The organism is Pseudactinotalea sp., from assembly GCF_048594945.1.
Classification (GTDB): Bacteria; Actinomycetota; Actinomycetes; order Actinomycetales; family Beutenbergiaceae; genus Pseudactinotalea.
Window position 1 is genome coordinate 1 of sequence record NZ_JBMDXJ010000139.1, and the last position, 13,748, is coordinate 13,748.

Sequence of the window (13,748 nt, forward strand, 5' to 3'; positions counted from 1 at the left end):
GAGCGGTTCGCCACCGAGGTCGGCCTGCCCGGCGTGATCGCCCACGGCATGCTGACCATGGGGCTGGCCGGTGCCACGCTGACCGACTGGCTCGGCGACCCGGCCAGGCTGGTCTCGTTCGGCTGCCGGTTCACCCGCCCGATCGTGGTCCCGGACCCGGGTGAGGTCGAGGTGTCGGTGCGGGCCGCCGTCGGGGCTCTTGAACCCGACGCGGGCACGGCGCGTGTGGACCTGACGGTGAGCGTGGACGGCACCACGGTACTCGGAAAGGCACAGGCGCACGTGCGTGTGGTCTGAGCCGTTCTCACCCCTCCGGCTCGAGCGCACCGAGGATGAGCGCGAGGCCGTGCTGGAACTCCGCGGCGTAGTCGTAGCCGGGCTGCATCGCGTGCTCGGTGGCGATCTCGGTCAGGTGCGGGAAGTCGCCCGGCTCGATCCCGGCGAGGATGCCGCCGGCCACCTCGGCCACCTCGCCTCCGTTCATGAACGGCAGGCTCAGCTCCTGCAGCACGAAGCCGTACAGGTAGCTGTCGATCAGCGAGACGGCGTGTGCCGCACCGACGACCGAGAACCCGGCTGACCGCAGCGACCCGAGCACCGCGTCGTGGTGCCGCAAGGTGGCCACACCGGGGTTCGTGCGCGAGTCCATCAGCCCCACGGCCCAGCGGTGTCGCAGCAGCACCGTGTGCGCCGACTCCGCCCGCTGCCGCATCGCGGTGCGCCACTCGGCCCGTGGATCGGGTAGCTCGATCTCGGCGAACACCGCATCGACCATCGCGTCGAGGAGTGCCTCGCGGCCACGTACGTGGTGGTAGAGCGACATCGCCTCGACGCCCACGGCTGCTGCCACGGCGCGCATGGTGACTCCTGCCGCGCCGTTCGCGTCGGCGAGCTCGATCGCAGCGGCGACCACGCGTTCACGCGTCAGAGGTGTTCGCCGAGCTGCCGGCATCGATCCTCCCTTGACGAACTTACGTCGTAAGTCTACGCTGCCTTACATTGTAAGAACGAACGGTCGGGAGGCCGCGATGGGAACGAACACGATCAGCAAGGTGTGCATCGTCGGCGCCTCGGGCAAGCTCGGCCGGTACATGGTCGAGCAATCGCTGGAGCGCGGCTACGAGGTGGTCGCGGTCTGCCGCGAGCGCAGCGTCGAGAAGCTGGCGGACGTCGCCGACCGGATCACGATCGTGCCCGGACCCACCAACGACCCCGACGTGATCCAGCGAGCCGTGGCCGGTTGCGACGGCGTGCTGGTGGTGCTCGTGCCGTGGGGTCGACAGCAGTACTCCTCCGGCACAGCGCAGGCGGTGCTCGATCACGCCGAGCCGGGCGCGAGCCTGGTGTTCTCGTGCGGGTGGCACATCAGCCGTGACGGTCGGGACGTCTACAGCTGGCATCTGCGCACCCTGGTGCGGGTGACCACGCCTCTGATGCGCTGGCTCGGCGTCGCCGAGATCGACGACCAGGTCGAGGCGTGCCGCCGCATCTTCGCCAGCGACCGCCGCTGGACCGTGGTTCGCGGCAGCGACCTCGAGGAGGGTGAGAGCCAGGGGCTGCCGGTATGGCGCGAGCACGTCGGGGATCCCGCGCTCGCGAGCAATCTGACCCGTCGCGTGGACTTCGCGTTGTTCATGCTTGAGGCCCTCACCGACGACGAGCTCGTGCAGCAGGCGCCGGCGATCGTCGGTCGGCTGTCGGCGAGCGCGCAGGCGCACGCGCAACCCGCCTGAGCTAGGTGGTCGTGCCCACCCGGAGCTCGACCTCGAGCGTCGTGGAGCGCGCGCTGCCGCCGCCGGCGAGCGTGAGCGCCGTCTCGGCGGCGACGCGGCCCATCTCGGCGATCGGTTGCACCACGGTGGTGAGCCGATCCCCGCCGAGCCAGGGCAGGTCGATCCCGTCGAAGCCGGCGACCGCGACGTCGTCGGGTACCGCCAGCCCTGCCTCCCGCACGGCCAGCAGCAATCCAGCGGCGAGGAGATCGCTGAACCCGACCAGCGCCGTCGGGCGATCGGGGCCGGCGAGCATCGCGCGACCGGCCTGGATGCCCTCCTCGACCAGCGAAGCGCCCGCCTGCCACATCACCACGGGCTCGATGCCGGCGGCGCGCAGACCGTCGAGCCGGCGCGCGGTGATCGGCGCGGCGGGGCGGCGCGTGGTGGCGTAGTCGAGCTCGCCCGTCTCGGCGCCTGCGTACCAGGGCAGCGTCACCACGCCCACGCGGCTGTGCCCGCGCTCGAGCAGGTGCTCGCCGAGCCGTTGCATGCCCTCCTTGTCGCGCGCCCGCACGGACAGGCTCTGCCGACCGGTGCCGCCGATCTGCACGCTCGGAAGGTTGCGCGCGCGCAGGGCGGCGAGCGTCTGCTTCGACGTGACCGCGCCCGCCATCAGCACGGCGGCGTCCATCGCGCCGTGCGTCAGCAGCGAGGCGGGCTCCTCGTCGGAGGCGGTGGCGGGCAGCATCAGCGTGCCGTAGTCCTTGCCGGCGAGCGTGGTGAGGATGCCGTCGAGGAACTGGATCGAGACCGGGTCGCGGAACGAGCGGCTCACCGCTGAGCCCATCACCACGCCGATCACGCCCGATCGCCCGCGGCGCAGCGACGCCGCCACCGGGTCCGGCCCGTGGTAGCCCAGCTCCGCGGCTGCGGAGAGCACCTTCTCCCGGGTGCTCGCCGAGATGGGCCCGGCCCCCGAGAACGCCAGCGACGCCGTGGACAGCGACACGCCTGCCGCGCGTGCGACATCGGTCAGTGTGGTCGCGCTTCGCCCCACCGATGGGCTCCTTCTCCCGGGGCGCGTCAGCCTAACCTAGTCTTCGAATCGATTCGCCCGACGGCGGAGCTCATCGCTCGCTGTTCTCTCACCAGGTCTCGGGGAGCCATGACCCACCCACCGCGAGTGCGGCTCGCCGCCGCGTGCGTGTTCGCCGTGTTCGTGCTCAGCGGACTCACCTTCGCGAGCTGGGCGTCACGGCTGCCCACGGTCCGCGACGAGCTCGGCCTGCAGCCGGATCAGATGGGCGTGATCCTGCTGGTCGGTGCGTGCGGGTCGCTGCTGTCGCTGCCGGTGACCGGGCGAATCGTGGCGGCGATCGGGTCGCGGCTGACGGTGACCGCCGGTGCCGTGCTGGCCGCGCTCGGGCTGGTCGGCGCCGTGGTGGGGGTGAGCCAGGGGAACGCGGTCGGGGTGGCCGCCGGGCTGTTCGCCGCGATGATGGGCATCGGGTCCTGGGACATGGCGATGAACTTCGCCGGCACCGTGGTGGAGCGATCGCTGTCCCGCTCGATCATGCCGTGGTTCCATGCCGGGTTCTCGTTCGGTGCGGTGCTCGGCGCTGCGGGAGGCACGGTCGCGAGCAGCCACCACATCGGGCTGCCGTGGCACCTCGGAGTGGCGCTGGGGTTCGTGGTGGTGGCCGTGCTCGCCTGTGTGCGCGGATTCCTCCCCGACGTCGAGCCACCAGCCGACGGCGAGGCACCGGTCGCCCGGACGAGCTTCGCCCGCACCTGGCTCGAGCCGCGCACCTTGCTGATCGGCCTGATCGTGCTCTCGGCAGCACTGACCGAGGGCGCCGCGAACGACTGGCTGGCCCTCGCCGTCGTCGACGGGTTCGAGGTGCCCAACAGCACCGGGGCGCTGGGCTTCACGGTGTTCGTGGTCGCGATGACGATCATGCGGTTCGTGGGCACGTGGCTGCTCGACCGGTTCGGGCGGCTGCTGGTGCTGCGGCTGTGCACCGGGTTCGCGATCGTGGGGCTCGCGGTGTTCGGGCTCGTACCGAACCTGCCGATCGCGCTCGCGGGCGCCGTGCTGTGGGGGTTCGGCGCGGCGCTCGGCTTCCCGGTGGGGATGAGCGCCGCCTCGGACGACCCGCGGCATGCGGCGGCACGGCTCTCGGTGGTCTCGACGATCGGCTATACCGCGTTCCTGCTCGGCCCGCCGCTGCTGGGGCTGCTCGCCGACCACGTGGGCTACCGCACCGCGCTGCTGGCGGTACTCGTGCCGCTGGTGGCGAGCCTGCTCGCGCTTCCGGCGGCGGCACCGCGAGCTGGCGCTGCGGCCGATGCCGGTGACCAGGCGTGACTACCCTGGCCCGATGAGCCGCACCCTCGCCGACCTCACGACCCTGCGCGTCGGAGGTCCGGTCGGGCGGATGGTCGAGGCCGGCAGCGAAGAGGAGCTCGTCGCGACGATCGCTGCAGCCGACGAGACCGGCGAGCCGTTGCTGGTGCTCGGTGGCGGCTCGAACGTGCTGGTGGCGGATGCCGGCTTCCACGGCGTGGTGGTGCGCGACGCCCGCCGCGAGATCGCGGTCGAGTCCGAGGATGCCTGCGGCGGTGCCGCGTTCTGGGCCTCCGCGGGGATGCCGTGGGACGACGTGGTGCTGCGTGCGGTCACCGAGGGCTGGACCGGGATCGAGGCGCTCTCCGGGATCCCGGGCAGCACCGGCGCCACCCCCGTGCAGAACGTGGGGGCGTACGGGCAGGAGGTGGCCGACGTCGTCGCGATGGTCCGCACCTGGGACCGGCAGGAGCGCCGCTTCCGCACCCTCGCCCGCGGCGAGCTCGGGTTCGGGTACCGCACGTCGATCCTCAAGGAGTCGCTGCGCCGCGACGCCGGCTGGTACCCGACGCCCCGCTACGTGGTGCTGCGCGTGATGTTCCAGATGCGGCTGGCCACCCGCTCGGCCCCGATCGCCTACCCCGAGCTCGCCCGTACGCTCGGGGTCGAGGTGGGGGAGCGGGTCGAGGCGTGCGATGTCCGCGCGGCCGTGCTGGGGCTTCGTGCCGGCAAGGGCATGGTGCTCGACGGTGGTGATCACGACACCTGGAGCGCCGGGTCGTTCTTCACGAACCCTGTGCTGCCCGTGGACGCTCCGCTGCCCGACGCCGCGCCCCGGTGGCCCGCGGGCGACGGCCTCGTCAAGACCAGCGCCGCCTGGCTGATCCAGCACGCAGGCTTCGACAAGGGCTACGCGGTCCCTGGCGGCAGCGCCGCCGCCTCCCTCTCCACCAAGCACGCGCTGGCGCTGACCAACCGCGGATCCGCCACCGCCGCCGACCTGCTCGACCTCGCCCGCACGATCCGCGACGGCGTCCGCGACCGCCTCGGCATCACGCTCGAGCCGGAGCCGGTCCTGGTCGGCTGCTCGCTGTAGCCTCTGCCGTTCCCGAGATCGCTGTTCTCGGTCGAGATCGCATGTTCATTCCAGCGATCTCGACCCATTCCAGCGATCTCGAGCGAGCTGAGGTGACGCGGCGGGTTCACGCCCGGGGCGCCGCCGTGCGCTCGACCGCGGCGAGCACCTCGTCCTGCACCGACCGGATCCCGAGCACGCGGAAGTGGCCGCGATGGCGAACGCGCACGTTCGTGGCGCCGGCGAGCTCGCTGCCCTCGGGCACGTGGGGGTCCCAGGAGGCGTAGACCGAGGTGATCTTGTCGTCGACCTGACGTTGCCCGGAGAGGGCGCGCAACGCCGTCGGGCTCAACGCGCGCACGGAGGCGAGCGGCACGAAATCGGCGTAGCGGGACCCGCCGAACGGGGTGTTGATCGCAACCATGCCGCGTACCCGCGGCGCCACGCCACCCCGGGCGGCGTCGCGGTGCTCGTTCAGCATCAGCTGCTTGCCGATCAGCCCACCCTTGGAGTGGGCGACGACGACCGCCCCGGTGACCTCCGCCGTCGCCACTGCCTTGGCGACCTTGTGTGCCAGGGCCGCGACCGGGCGGTGATTCAACCCGAGGTCGACCACGTGCACCGGGTGCCCGGCTTCGGCGAGCCGGACCCCGAGCGGCTCCAGGAACCGCCACGACTCGTAGATCCCCGGCAGCAGCACCACGGGAACGCCATGGGCGTCGGGGCGGTGTTGTGCCCACGCGGGGCGCCGCCGCAACAGGCTGCGTGCCTGCCATCGCACCACGAACACGTAGTCCGCCGCCCACGCGAGACCGCGGAGCGGGATCTCGATCAGACGTCTGATCACGAGGGGTCGAGGCCGAGATGCGCGAGCGTCAGCGCTGCGACCTGGTCGGAGTGCTCGTAGACCACGTTGTGCGCGGCCCCGGGAATCGTCTCGGCGCGGCCGTGTGGGAGCAACGAGAGCATCTCGCTCACCCACGGCTCCGGCACCACGGTGTCGTGCTCACCGGTGAGCAGCAGCACCTCGGACCGCACCTGCGGCAGCTGCTCCCGCATCGGGTATCGCATCATCGAGGGCAGCACCTCGATGAACCAGGCCGGCCCGCAGCGCAGGTAGGCGCGTGAGGCGAGCACCCGCAGCCGACGCGACTCGTACGCCGCGGACTGGAGCAGGCGCCACGCCTGCTGCCCCACCCCCGGCTCGGCGGGGTTGACCGGTGGTCCGATCAGCACCGTGTGGCTGGAGACGTCGTGCCGGGACAGCAGGTCCACCACCACCTGCGCTCCCATCGAGTGCCCGATGAACACCGGGTTCTCGATGCCCTCGTGCTCGAGGCCGGCGCGCACGATGTCCGCGAACCCGGAGATCGTCAGCGGACGCTTGGGCCGCGGGATGCCGCCGAAGCCCGGAAGGTCGAGCAGCAGCACCTCACCGTGGGGGTGCAGCGCGTAACCCAGCGGCTCGAAGTACGTCGACGACACCCCGATCCCGTGCACCAGCACGAACGTGCGCTCGCGATCCCCACGCAGCTCCCGGACCCGCATCCGCGACCCGTTGTACCGGACGGTCCGTCGCGCCATGCGCTCCTTGCGTGCCACGCGGTCACCCTACGTCGGGTTGTTCCAACCAGCGCTCGACGGCGGAGCGCATCGTCTTCTTGCTGGTCTCGCTCGCGGTGCTCGCCTCGATCGAGGCGGAAGCCAGTGCTGCCAACTCACTGTCCGTGAATCCGTGCACGTCGCGGGCGAGCTGGTACTGCTCGAGCAGCCGGGGGCCGAAGATCAGCGGGTCGTCGGCGGCCAGGGCGACGCGGGCGCCGGCGTCGACGAGCTGCCGCAGCGGCACGTCGGCCACGGTGGGGTAGACGCCGAGCGAGACGTTGGACGTGGGGCACACCTCCAGGGCCACGCCGGCGTCGACCACGCGGCTCAACACCTCGGTGTCCTCGGCCGTGCGCACGCCGTGCCCGAGCCGGTCCGGCGCCAACGAGTCGAGGACCTCGCTCACGTGTCCGGGTCCGAGCAGCTCGCCGCCGTGCGGGACCGAGGCAAGTCCCGCTCGACGTGCGATCGCGAACGCCGGCCCGAACTCCGCCGTCGACCCTCGACGTTCGTCGTTGGACAGCCCGAACCCGACCACGCCGTCGGGGCCTGCGTGCCGCGCCGCGAGGCGCGCGAGCGTGCGCGCGTCCATCGGGTGCCGCATCCGCGAGGCGGCCACGATGATGCCGACCTCGATGCCGTGCCGGCGCGCGGCGCCGCGCGCCGCGTCGAGCACGATCTCCAGCGCGGGCGGGAGGCCGCCGACGAACGGCGCGTACGAGGTCGGGTCGACCTGCAGCTCGAGCCGGACCGACCCCTCTGCGGCGTCGGCTGCGACCGCCTCGTCCACCAGCCGGCGCATCACGGACTCCGAGGTGACCACGGCACGCGCGGCGTCGTACATGCGCTGGAACCGGAACCAGCCGCGCTCATTCGCCGGCAGCCGCACCGGGTCGCGGTCCACCACGGCGTCGATCAGCGACTCCGGCAGCCGTCGCCCCTGCTCGCGCGCCAGGTCGATGAGCGTCTCCGGCGCCAGCGATCCGGTGAAGTGCAGGTGCAGGTGCGCTTTCGGCAGCGTGCGCAGATCTCGAACCACCCCGCCATCCTGCCGTGCCTCAGCGCGAGCGGGCGGGCTGGCGGTGAGTGCGGTCCGATTTGCCCTGGCGGACGGTGAGTGTGGTCCCACGGGCGGGCTCGAGGTGGGACCACACTGACCGCTGGTGCGCGTGGCTGGGACTTGAGTGACCGCTGGGTGCTGCCCGAGGACATGAGAGAGTTCTCATCTTCCTCTCATCTCCGGCACCGTCCGGGGTGGTGTGGTGTCATCGTGACCATGACCGCGCCTGCCCGCCACGCCGCCCCCGCCAGGGTGGGCGAAGACGGTGACCTCGCGCTGCTCACCGGGCCGGAGGCACCGGAGATCGTGCGCGCGGCGCTGCTCGGGTCCGAGCCGGCGGACATGGACCTGCAGGTGCGTGTGCTCGCGGTGCACCACCGCCCCGGCGCCGGCGTGAGCGTCTGCTATGACGTCACGCACGCTGGCGCGCCGTTGGGCGAGGTGCTGGTGGCCAGTACCTCCGAGCCCACCCGGCACGACCACACCGACGGTGTCGCCGTGCTCGACGACGGCGCTCGCAGCCTTCGCGTCTGGCGTCGCGCCGACGACCCTGCGCTGCCCGGTCTGCGCGGCGCCCTCGACCCCGCACAGGTCGGCGCTTGGCTCGGCCGCGGCGAGCGGCCGGCGCTCAGCGTGCTCTCCTACCGACCGACCCGCCGCGCCGTGGTGGCCGCCCACGTGGGTGAGGACACGTTCTATCTCAAGGTCGTCCGGCCGCGCCGCGCGAGCGACCTGGTGCAGCGGCACCACGTGCTACAAGGATCCGGCCTTGGTGCGCCGGCCGTGCTCGCCGAGCCCGAGCCGGGTGTTCTGGTGCTCGCTCCCGCGCGCGGTCGCTCGCTCGCCCAGGCGCTCGCCGCTGGTGAGCCGGGACTTCTTCCCGCCCCCGAGAGCGTGCTCGCTGCGTTGGACTCCATGCCTGCCGAGGTGGCGGAGCTGCCGCTGCGACCCTCCTGGGTGGACCGGCTCGACTTCCACGCCGCCGCTGCCCGGAGCGCGTTGCCGGCCCGCGCGAGCGAGGTCGACGGCGTGGCTCGCCGTGTGAGCGCCGTGCTCGCGGCCGAGGCTGTCGCCTCCGCGGTGCCCACGCACGGCGACCTCAACGTGGCGAACCTGTTCGTCGACGGCGGTCGGGTCGCCGGAGTCATCGACGTCGACTCGCTCGGCCCCGGCCGGCGAGCCGACGACCTCGCCACGCTGCTGGCACACCTGCTGGTGCTGCCGGCGCTGGCGCCGCAGACGTACGCGCTGGTGCCCGAGGTCACCGCCCGCTGGCGCGAGGCGTTCGCCGCCGTCACCGACCCGCGTGAGCTCGAGGCCCGCACCGCCGCCGTGCTGATCTCGCTCGTCGCGGGGGCGAGCGCCGACCAGGCCCACGCCCGACTCGATCTCGCCCTGGCCGCCGTCGGGCGGGCCGACCATGGAGGTGTCGCATGAAGGGACGCACGCTCTGGATGGTGACCGGGGCGCTCGGGATCGTGGCCGGATCCGGCGTGGCGATCGTCCACGCAGCCGACCTCGACGATGTCACCGGCGATGGCGCCGTTGTCACCGAGGCAGCTCCGGGGTCGTCGACCACGCCCTCGACGACCTCGCCGTCCGACGAGACCACCGAGCCGAGCACCCGCGAGCCGAGCGAGTCGCCCACCTCGACGCGTGCCCCCACGCCGCCCTCGCCCACCGCGCCTTCGGCACCATCGCCGGTGGTGGCCTCGCCGGCGACCCCGCCCACACCGCCGTCACCCGCCTCGGCGGCCTCAGCCCCCAGCGCCGACAGCGGATGAGGACCCTCTCACGAACCTGAGAGGTCTCTCACCGCCGGTTCCTTGGCCTCTCACCGGCGGCCGCGAGTCTTTCAGGGTCAGCAAGTTCACCGGGCGTCCCGCCCACCATCAGCAGGAGAAGGATCATGAACAAGCGCACCGCATGGATCGTCACCGGGGCACTCGGCGCCGTGGGTATCGGCGTCGGCGCCGTCGCGGCGGCCGCCGACTCGATCGACGCCAACGGCGATGGCGCGGTCCTCCAGGCACCCGCGGAGACCAGCACCTCGGTGGAGCCGACGCCGGACCCCACCACCGATCCCACCCAGATCGCCTCGGACTCGGCCACGTCGTCGGTGACCGCCGTCAGCCCGATCAGCCCGAACACGCCGGCCTCCCCGGCGAGCCCGAACACGCCTGCCAGCCCGAACACGCCTGCCAGCCCGAACACGCCGCCGAGCCCGGCCTCGCCGAACACGCCGCCGAGCCCCGCCTCCCCGGCCACCCCGCCGAGCCCGGCTTCGCCTGCGAGCCCGGCCAGCGCGCCGTCGCCGGTCAGCGCGAACTCGCCCGCCAGCCCCGCCTCGGCCCCCTCGGCTGACTCCGGCGACTGAGCACCGTGACGCACGGCCTCACCGACCCCGGGCACCCCGCCCGGGGTCGGTCCTCGTTCGCGCCCGGTCCCGACACCGAGGAGTTCCCGGTCGGCGCCGCCACGCGCGAGCAGCCGGCGGTTGCGCCGGTCGAGGAGCCGACAGCCGGAGATACTGTGCCGATGAGCGGCGAGCAGCCGGCCGACGCCGAGGAGCGCGACACCGCCACCCGGCGGCGCCCGGGCTGGAGCGTGCGCACCCGCGTGCTCACCGCGTTGATCCTGCTGAGCGGGCTCGCGCTGCTGGTGGCCGGGACCACCGCGTACGTGCTCGAACGGCAACGCCTCGATGAGGGGATGCAGGCCAGCCTCGACCGCAGCGGAGACGAGTTCCTCACGTTGGCCAACGAGGGCGTCGACCCGAAGACCGGGCAGCCGTTCCAGAACGTCACCGAGCTGCTCCTCGTCGCCATGGGCCGCATCGTGCCGAGTCCCAACGAGGGCATGGCCGGGTTCGTCGAGGGCGTTCACACCTACAACGCACCGGCGGAGTACCCCTACCAGCTGCAGCGGGACGCTGAGCTGATCGCACAGCTCGGCCCGCGGACCGAGGAGCGCGCCGAGCTGATGGCCACCGCGCCGGAGGAAGCCCGCCTGATCACCACGATCGACACCGAGATGGGCTCCTACCGGGTGGCGATCGTCCCTGTCGTGGGCCCGGGCGGTGATACCGGCGCCCTCGTGCTCGCTTTCGACCGTGGTGAGGAGCACGCCCAGCTGGCCCAGAACTACCGCACCTATGCCCTCGTGGCGCTCGGCGCCGTGCTGCTGATCGGGGCACTGGGGTTCCTCATCGTCAGCGACTTGCTCAAACCGGTCGCCCTGCTGCGCAGCGCGGCGTCGAAGATCAGCTCCTCGGACCTGTCGCGTCGCATCGAGGTGGTCGGCAACGACGACCTCGCCGAGCTCACCGTCACGGTCAACGGCATGCTCGACCGCCTCGAGCACGCGTTCTCCTCCCAGCGTGAGCTGCTCGACGACGTCGGCCACGAGCTGCGTACCCCGCTCACCGTGATCCGTGGCCACCTCGAGCTGATGGACACCTCCGACGCCGAGGACGCCGCCGCGGTGCGTGCGCTCGCGCTGGACGAGCTGGACCGGATGAACGGGCTCGTGGAGGAGCTGATCACGCTCGCCAAGTCACGGCGACCCGACTTCGTGACGATGCAGCCCACCGACATCGCGGTGCTCACCGACGAGCTGCACATCAAGTCCCAGCCGCTGGGGGAGCGGCGGTGGATGCTTGACTCGCTCGCCGAGGTCGAGATGGAGCTCGACCCCTACCGGATCACCCAGGCCTGGCTGCAGCTCGCGAGCAACGCCGTCAAGTTCTCCGACGACGGCAGTACGGTCGCACTCGGCTCCAGCGCCGACGACGCCACCGTGCGGCTGTGGGTCCGCGACGAGGGCGTGGGCATCGCCCTGGACGACCAGGACCGGATCTTCGAGCGCTTCGCCCGCGCCGACAGTGCGGGGGTGGAGGGCTCGGGCCTCGGCCTGACGATCGTGCGCTCGATCGCCCAGGCGCACGGCGGCGACGTGGAGGTCACCTCCACACCCGGCGCAGGAAGTACCTTCACGATCGTGCTGCCGCGCACGCCCGACACCGCCGAGCAGGAGCTGCTCGGCGCCCCGGAAGAGGAGTCATGAGTCAGATCCTGATCGCCGAGGACGAGGAACGCATCGCCTCCTTCGTGTCCAAGGGGCTGAAGTCGGCCGGCTACTCCTCGATGCACGTGACCACCGGTCGCGACGCCGTCGATCTCGCCACCAGTGGCGACTTCGACCTGCTCATCCTCGACCTGGGCCTGCCCGACATCGACGGGTTCGAGGTGCTCAGCACCATCCGCAGCACGGGCGTGACCACACCGGTGATCATCCTCACCGCCCGCAACTCCGTGACCGACACCGTCGCCGGGCTCGAGGGCGGAGCGGACGACTACATGGCCAAGCCGTTCCGGTTCGAGGAGCTGCTCGCCCGGGTGCGGCTCCGGCTGCGTCACGGCGACACCGGCGGCGCATCCGGCGCCGAGGCCAACGTGATCGGCCACGGTGACCTCAGCCTCGACCTCCGGACCCGCCGGCTGCGCGTCGGCGACGCCGAGGTGGACCTGTCCGCCCGCGAGTTCACCCTCGCCGAGACGTTCCTGCGCAACCCCGGCCAGGTGCTCAGCCGCGAACAGCTCCTCTCGCGTGTGTGGGGGTACGACTTCGACCCGGGCAGCAACGTGGTCGACGTGTACGTGCGGTACCTGCGCAAGAAGGTGGGCGCTGCGCGTATCGAGACCGTCCGCGGCATGGGTTACCGGCTCGTCTGAGTGCCGTGTTCGACCCGAGCGGGCTGGGCAGGTACACTCGACGGCGGTGGTTTCCTCCGCCATGCTCGTCGCTGCCCGGCTGTGGTCAGGCGAAGCGGGTGCTGGAGGCGGAGATCGTCGTAGGGCAGTGGCGCAATTGGTAGCGCACCGGTCTCCAAAACCGGCGGTTGTGGGTTCGAGTCCCTCCTGCCCTGCCAGGCCCCGATCCGTGAGGTCGCTCAGCGCGTCCCCGGTGGGGCCCGAACGGCCCGTCCAGGTCGCGTCGAGCGGCATGCCGCACCCCGTCCAGTGAGGAAGTACGAGTGAGCAGGTCCACCAACGCGTCGCAGGGCACGCCCGACGACGACGAGGGTCGGCTCGACGACGCCCAGGACGACGGGGCCGAGGCGACACACGACGTGACGGACGACGTGACGGACGAGCCGAGCGACGCCGTCGAGCACACCGACGACGAGCCCGACGCCGATGAGGCTGACTCCGCCGACAAGGAGCTCGTCCCGGCCGGCAAGTCCGAGCGGCCCGCCGCCAAGAAGCGCTCCGGCGGACAGGCCGCGCGGAGTGCGTCGCCGACCAGGCGGCCCACCGGCGCGCGTGGCCCGCAGGCCAAGAAGGAAGAGCGTCGAGGCCCGATCGCCGCGATCGTGCTGTTCGTCCGCCAGGTCATCTCCGAGCTGCGCAAGGTCGTCACCCCGACCAGCAAGGAGCTCGTGACGTACTCGGCGGTCGTCATCGTGTTCGTGCTGATCGTCATGGCCTACGTGGGAGTCCTCGACTTCGCCGTCGGCAAGCTCATCCTCTGGGCGTTCGGCGGCTGACCGCCGAGCCCGTCAGCACCAAGCCCCCATTCAGAAGGAAGCAGGTCACCGTGTCCGAGCAGCCCCTCGACCAGCCCGACGAGGCAGGAGAGGTCGACCAGGACGAGACCGCCGTCGTCGACGCCTCGAACGAGGCTCCCGAGGCCGCGGAGGAGACCGCCGTCGTCGAGCCCGAGATCGACCAGGACGAGACCGAGGAAGACCCGATCGACGCATTCCGCCGCGAGCTGCGGATGCTCCCGGGTGATTGGTACGTGATCCACTCCTACGCGGGCTACGAGAACCGCGTCAAGGCCAACCTCGAGTCGCGCATCCAGTCCCTCAACATGGAGGAGTTCATCTTCCAGGTCGAGGTGCCGATGGAAGAAGTCGTCGAGATGAAGAACTCGGTGCGCAAG

General features: G+C 71.9%; 16 protein-coding genes and 1 tRNA gene. 11 read left to right on the plus strand and 6 right to left on the minus strand.

Annotation, left to right across the window (positions count from 1 at the left end; all coding sequences use genetic code 11):
• A partial coding sequence (locus ACOJSN_RS06550; RefSeq protein ID WP_420111704.1) for a MaoC/PaaZ C-terminal domain-containing protein occupies window positions 1–297 on the plus strand: 297 nt, incomplete at its 5' end.
• Window positions 298–304: 7 nt separating this feature from the next.
• Here the strand turns inward: ACOJSN_RS06550 and ACOJSN_RS06555 are convergent.
• Window positions 305–952: a TetR/AcrR family transcriptional regulator C-terminal domain-containing protein gene (locus ACOJSN_RS06555; protein ID WP_420111705.1), complete on the minus strand. Its 648-nt coding sequence runs from the start codon at window positions 950–952 to the stop codon at window positions 305–307.
• A 76-nt stretch (window positions 953–1,028) separates the two neighbouring features.
• Between ACOJSN_RS06555 and ACOJSN_RS06560 the strand changes: the two genes are divergently transcribed.
• Complete coding sequence (locus ACOJSN_RS06560) at window positions 1,029–1,733, plus strand: NAD(P)-dependent oxidoreductase (protein WP_420111706.1); 705 nt, start codon at window positions 1,029–1,031, stop codon at window positions 1,731–1,733.
• Between the two features lies 1 nt (window position 1,734).
• Here ACOJSN_RS06560 and ACOJSN_RS06565 read toward each other — a convergent pair whose 3' ends face one another.
• Complete coding sequence (locus tag ACOJSN_RS06565; RefSeq protein ID WP_420111707.1) at window positions 1,735–2,772, minus strand: LacI family DNA-binding transcriptional regulator; 1,038 nt, start codon at window positions 2,770–2,772, stop codon at window positions 1,735–1,737.
• A 108-nt stretch (window positions 2,773–2,880) separates the two neighbouring features.
• Here ACOJSN_RS06565 and ACOJSN_RS06570 point away from each other — a divergent pair, with 108 nt between their 5' ends.
• Together ACOJSN_RS06570 and ACOJSN_RS06575 are read left to right on the plus strand one after the other, a co-directional pair.
• Window positions 2,881–4,083: an MFS transporter gene (locus ACOJSN_RS06570; protein WP_420111708.1), complete on the plus strand. Its 1,203-nt coding sequence runs from the start codon at window positions 2,881–2,883 to the stop codon at window positions 4,081–4,083.
• Between the two features lie 13 nt (window positions 4,084–4,096).
• Window positions 4,097–5,158: a UDP-N-acetylmuramate dehydrogenase gene (locus ACOJSN_RS06575; protein ID WP_420111709.1), complete on the plus strand. Its 1,062-nt coding sequence runs from the start codon at window positions 4,097–4,099 to the stop codon at window positions 5,156–5,158.
• Window positions 5,159–5,264: 106 nt separating this feature from the next.
• Here the strand turns inward: ACOJSN_RS06575 and ACOJSN_RS06580 are convergent, their stop codons facing one another.
• Genes ACOJSN_RS06580 through ACOJSN_RS06590 form a run of 3 tightly spaced genes read right to left on the minus strand, consistent with a single transcriptional unit; the run spans window position 5,265 to window position 7,781 of the window.
• Window positions 5,265–5,984, minus strand: coding sequence for an esterase/lipase family protein (locus ACOJSN_RS06580; RefSeq protein ID WP_420111710.1), 720 nt, complete (start codon window positions 5,982–5,984; stop codon window positions 5,265–5,267).
• On the minus strand, window positions 5,981–6,739 hold the full coding sequence (locus tag ACOJSN_RS06585) for an alpha/beta fold hydrolase (protein ID WP_420111711.1): 759 nt from the start codon (window positions 6,737–6,739) through the stop codon (window positions 5,981–5,983). The genes ACOJSN_RS06580 and ACOJSN_RS06585 overlap by 4 nt, the downstream gene beginning before the upstream one ends.
• A gap of 4 nt (window positions 6,740–6,743) precedes the next feature.
• Window positions 6,744–7,781, minus strand: a complete 1,038-nt coding sequence (locus ACOJSN_RS06590; protein WP_420111712.1) for an adenosine deaminase — start codon at window positions 7,779–7,781, stop codon at window positions 6,744–6,746.
• A 237-nt stretch (window positions 7,782–8,018) separates the two neighbouring features.
• Here ACOJSN_RS06590 and ACOJSN_RS06595 point away from each other — a divergent pair, with 237 nt between their 5' ends.
• Window positions 8,019–9,239, plus strand: coding sequence for a phosphotransferase (locus ACOJSN_RS06595; protein ID WP_420111719.1), 1,221 nt, complete (start codon window positions 8,019–8,021; stop codon window positions 9,237–9,239).
• Window positions 9,236–9,586 (plus strand): hypothetical protein, encoded by a 351-nt coding sequence (locus ACOJSN_RS06600; protein WP_420111713.1) that lies wholly within the window; start codon window positions 9,236–9,238, stop codon window positions 9,584–9,586. The genes ACOJSN_RS06595 and ACOJSN_RS06600 overlap by 4 nt, the downstream gene beginning before the upstream one ends.
• 28 nt (window positions 9,587–9,614) lie before the next feature.
• Here ACOJSN_RS06600 and ACOJSN_RS06605 read toward each other — a convergent pair whose 3' ends face one another.
• Window positions 9,615–10,193 carry a hypothetical protein gene (locus ACOJSN_RS06605; RefSeq protein ID WP_420111714.1) on the minus strand — a complete coding sequence of 193 codons (579 nt, stop codon included), beginning with the start codon at window positions 10,191–10,193 and terminating at the stop codon, window positions 9,615–9,617.
• Between ACOJSN_RS06605 and ACOJSN_RS06610 the strand changes: the two genes are divergently transcribed.
• From ACOJSN_RS06610 to ACOJSN_RS06630, 5 genes are all read left to right on the plus strand, one after another.
• Entirely contained in the window at window positions 10,185–11,867 is a 1,683-nt protein-coding gene (locus ACOJSN_RS06610) for an ATP-binding protein (RefSeq protein ID WP_420111715.1), read from the plus strand. The two genes, ACOJSN_RS06605 and ACOJSN_RS06610, sit on opposite strands and share 9 nt — an antisense overlap.
• On the plus strand, window positions 11,864–12,535 hold the full coding sequence (locus ACOJSN_RS06615; RefSeq protein ID WP_420111716.1) for a response regulator transcription factor: 672 nt from the start codon (window positions 11,864–11,866) through the stop codon (window positions 12,533–12,535). Before ACOJSN_RS06610 ends, ACOJSN_RS06615 begins: the two co-directional genes overlap by 4 nt.
• Window positions 12,536–12,656: 121 nt before the next feature.
• Window positions 12,657–12,732: transfer RNA gene (locus ACOJSN_RS06620), tRNA-Trp, on the plus strand.
• Window positions 12,733–12,837: 105 nt separating this feature from the next.
• On the plus strand, window positions 12,838–13,350 hold the full coding sequence (gene secE / locus ACOJSN_RS06625; RefSeq protein ID WP_420111717.1) for a preprotein translocase subunit SecE: 513 nt from the start codon (window positions 12,838–12,840) through the stop codon (window positions 13,348–13,350).
• A gap of 50 nt (window positions 13,351–13,400) precedes the next feature.
• On the plus strand, window positions 13,401–13,748 hold a 348-nt coding region (locus ACOJSN_RS06630), incomplete at its 3' end, for a transcription termination/antitermination NusG family protein (RefSeq protein ID WP_420111718.1).

Bases quoted from the DNA above. Each gene is read 5' to 3' on its own strand.
- ACOJSN_RS06555 (WP_420111705.1), bottom strand. From the start codon at position 952: ATGCCGGCAGCTCGGCGAACACCTCTGACGCGTGAACGCGTGGTCGCC.
- ACOJSN_RS06560 (WP_420111706.1), top strand. From the start codon at position 1,029: ATGGGAACGAACACGATCAGCAAGGTGTGCATCGTCGGCGCCTCGGGC.
- ACOJSN_RS06600 (WP_420111713.1), top strand. From the start codon at position 9,236: ATGAAGGGACGCACGCTCTGGATGGTGACCGGGGCGCTCGGGATCGTG.
- ACOJSN_RS06575 (WP_420111709.1), top strand. From the start codon at position 4,097: ATGAGCCGCACCCTCGCCGACCTCACGACCCTGCGCGTCGGAGGTCCG.
- ACOJSN_RS06570 (WP_420111708.1), top strand. From the start codon at position 2,881: ATGACCCACCCACCGCGAGTGCGGCTCGCCGCCGCGTGCGTGTTCGCC.
- ACOJSN_RS06615 (WP_420111716.1), top strand. From the start codon at position 11,864: ATGAGTCAGATCCTGATCGCCGAGGACGAGGAACGCATCGCCTCCTTC.
- ACOJSN_RS06595 (WP_420111719.1), top strand. From the start codon at position 8,019: ATGACCGCGCCTGCCCGCCACGCCGCCCCCGCCAGGGTGGGCGAAGAC.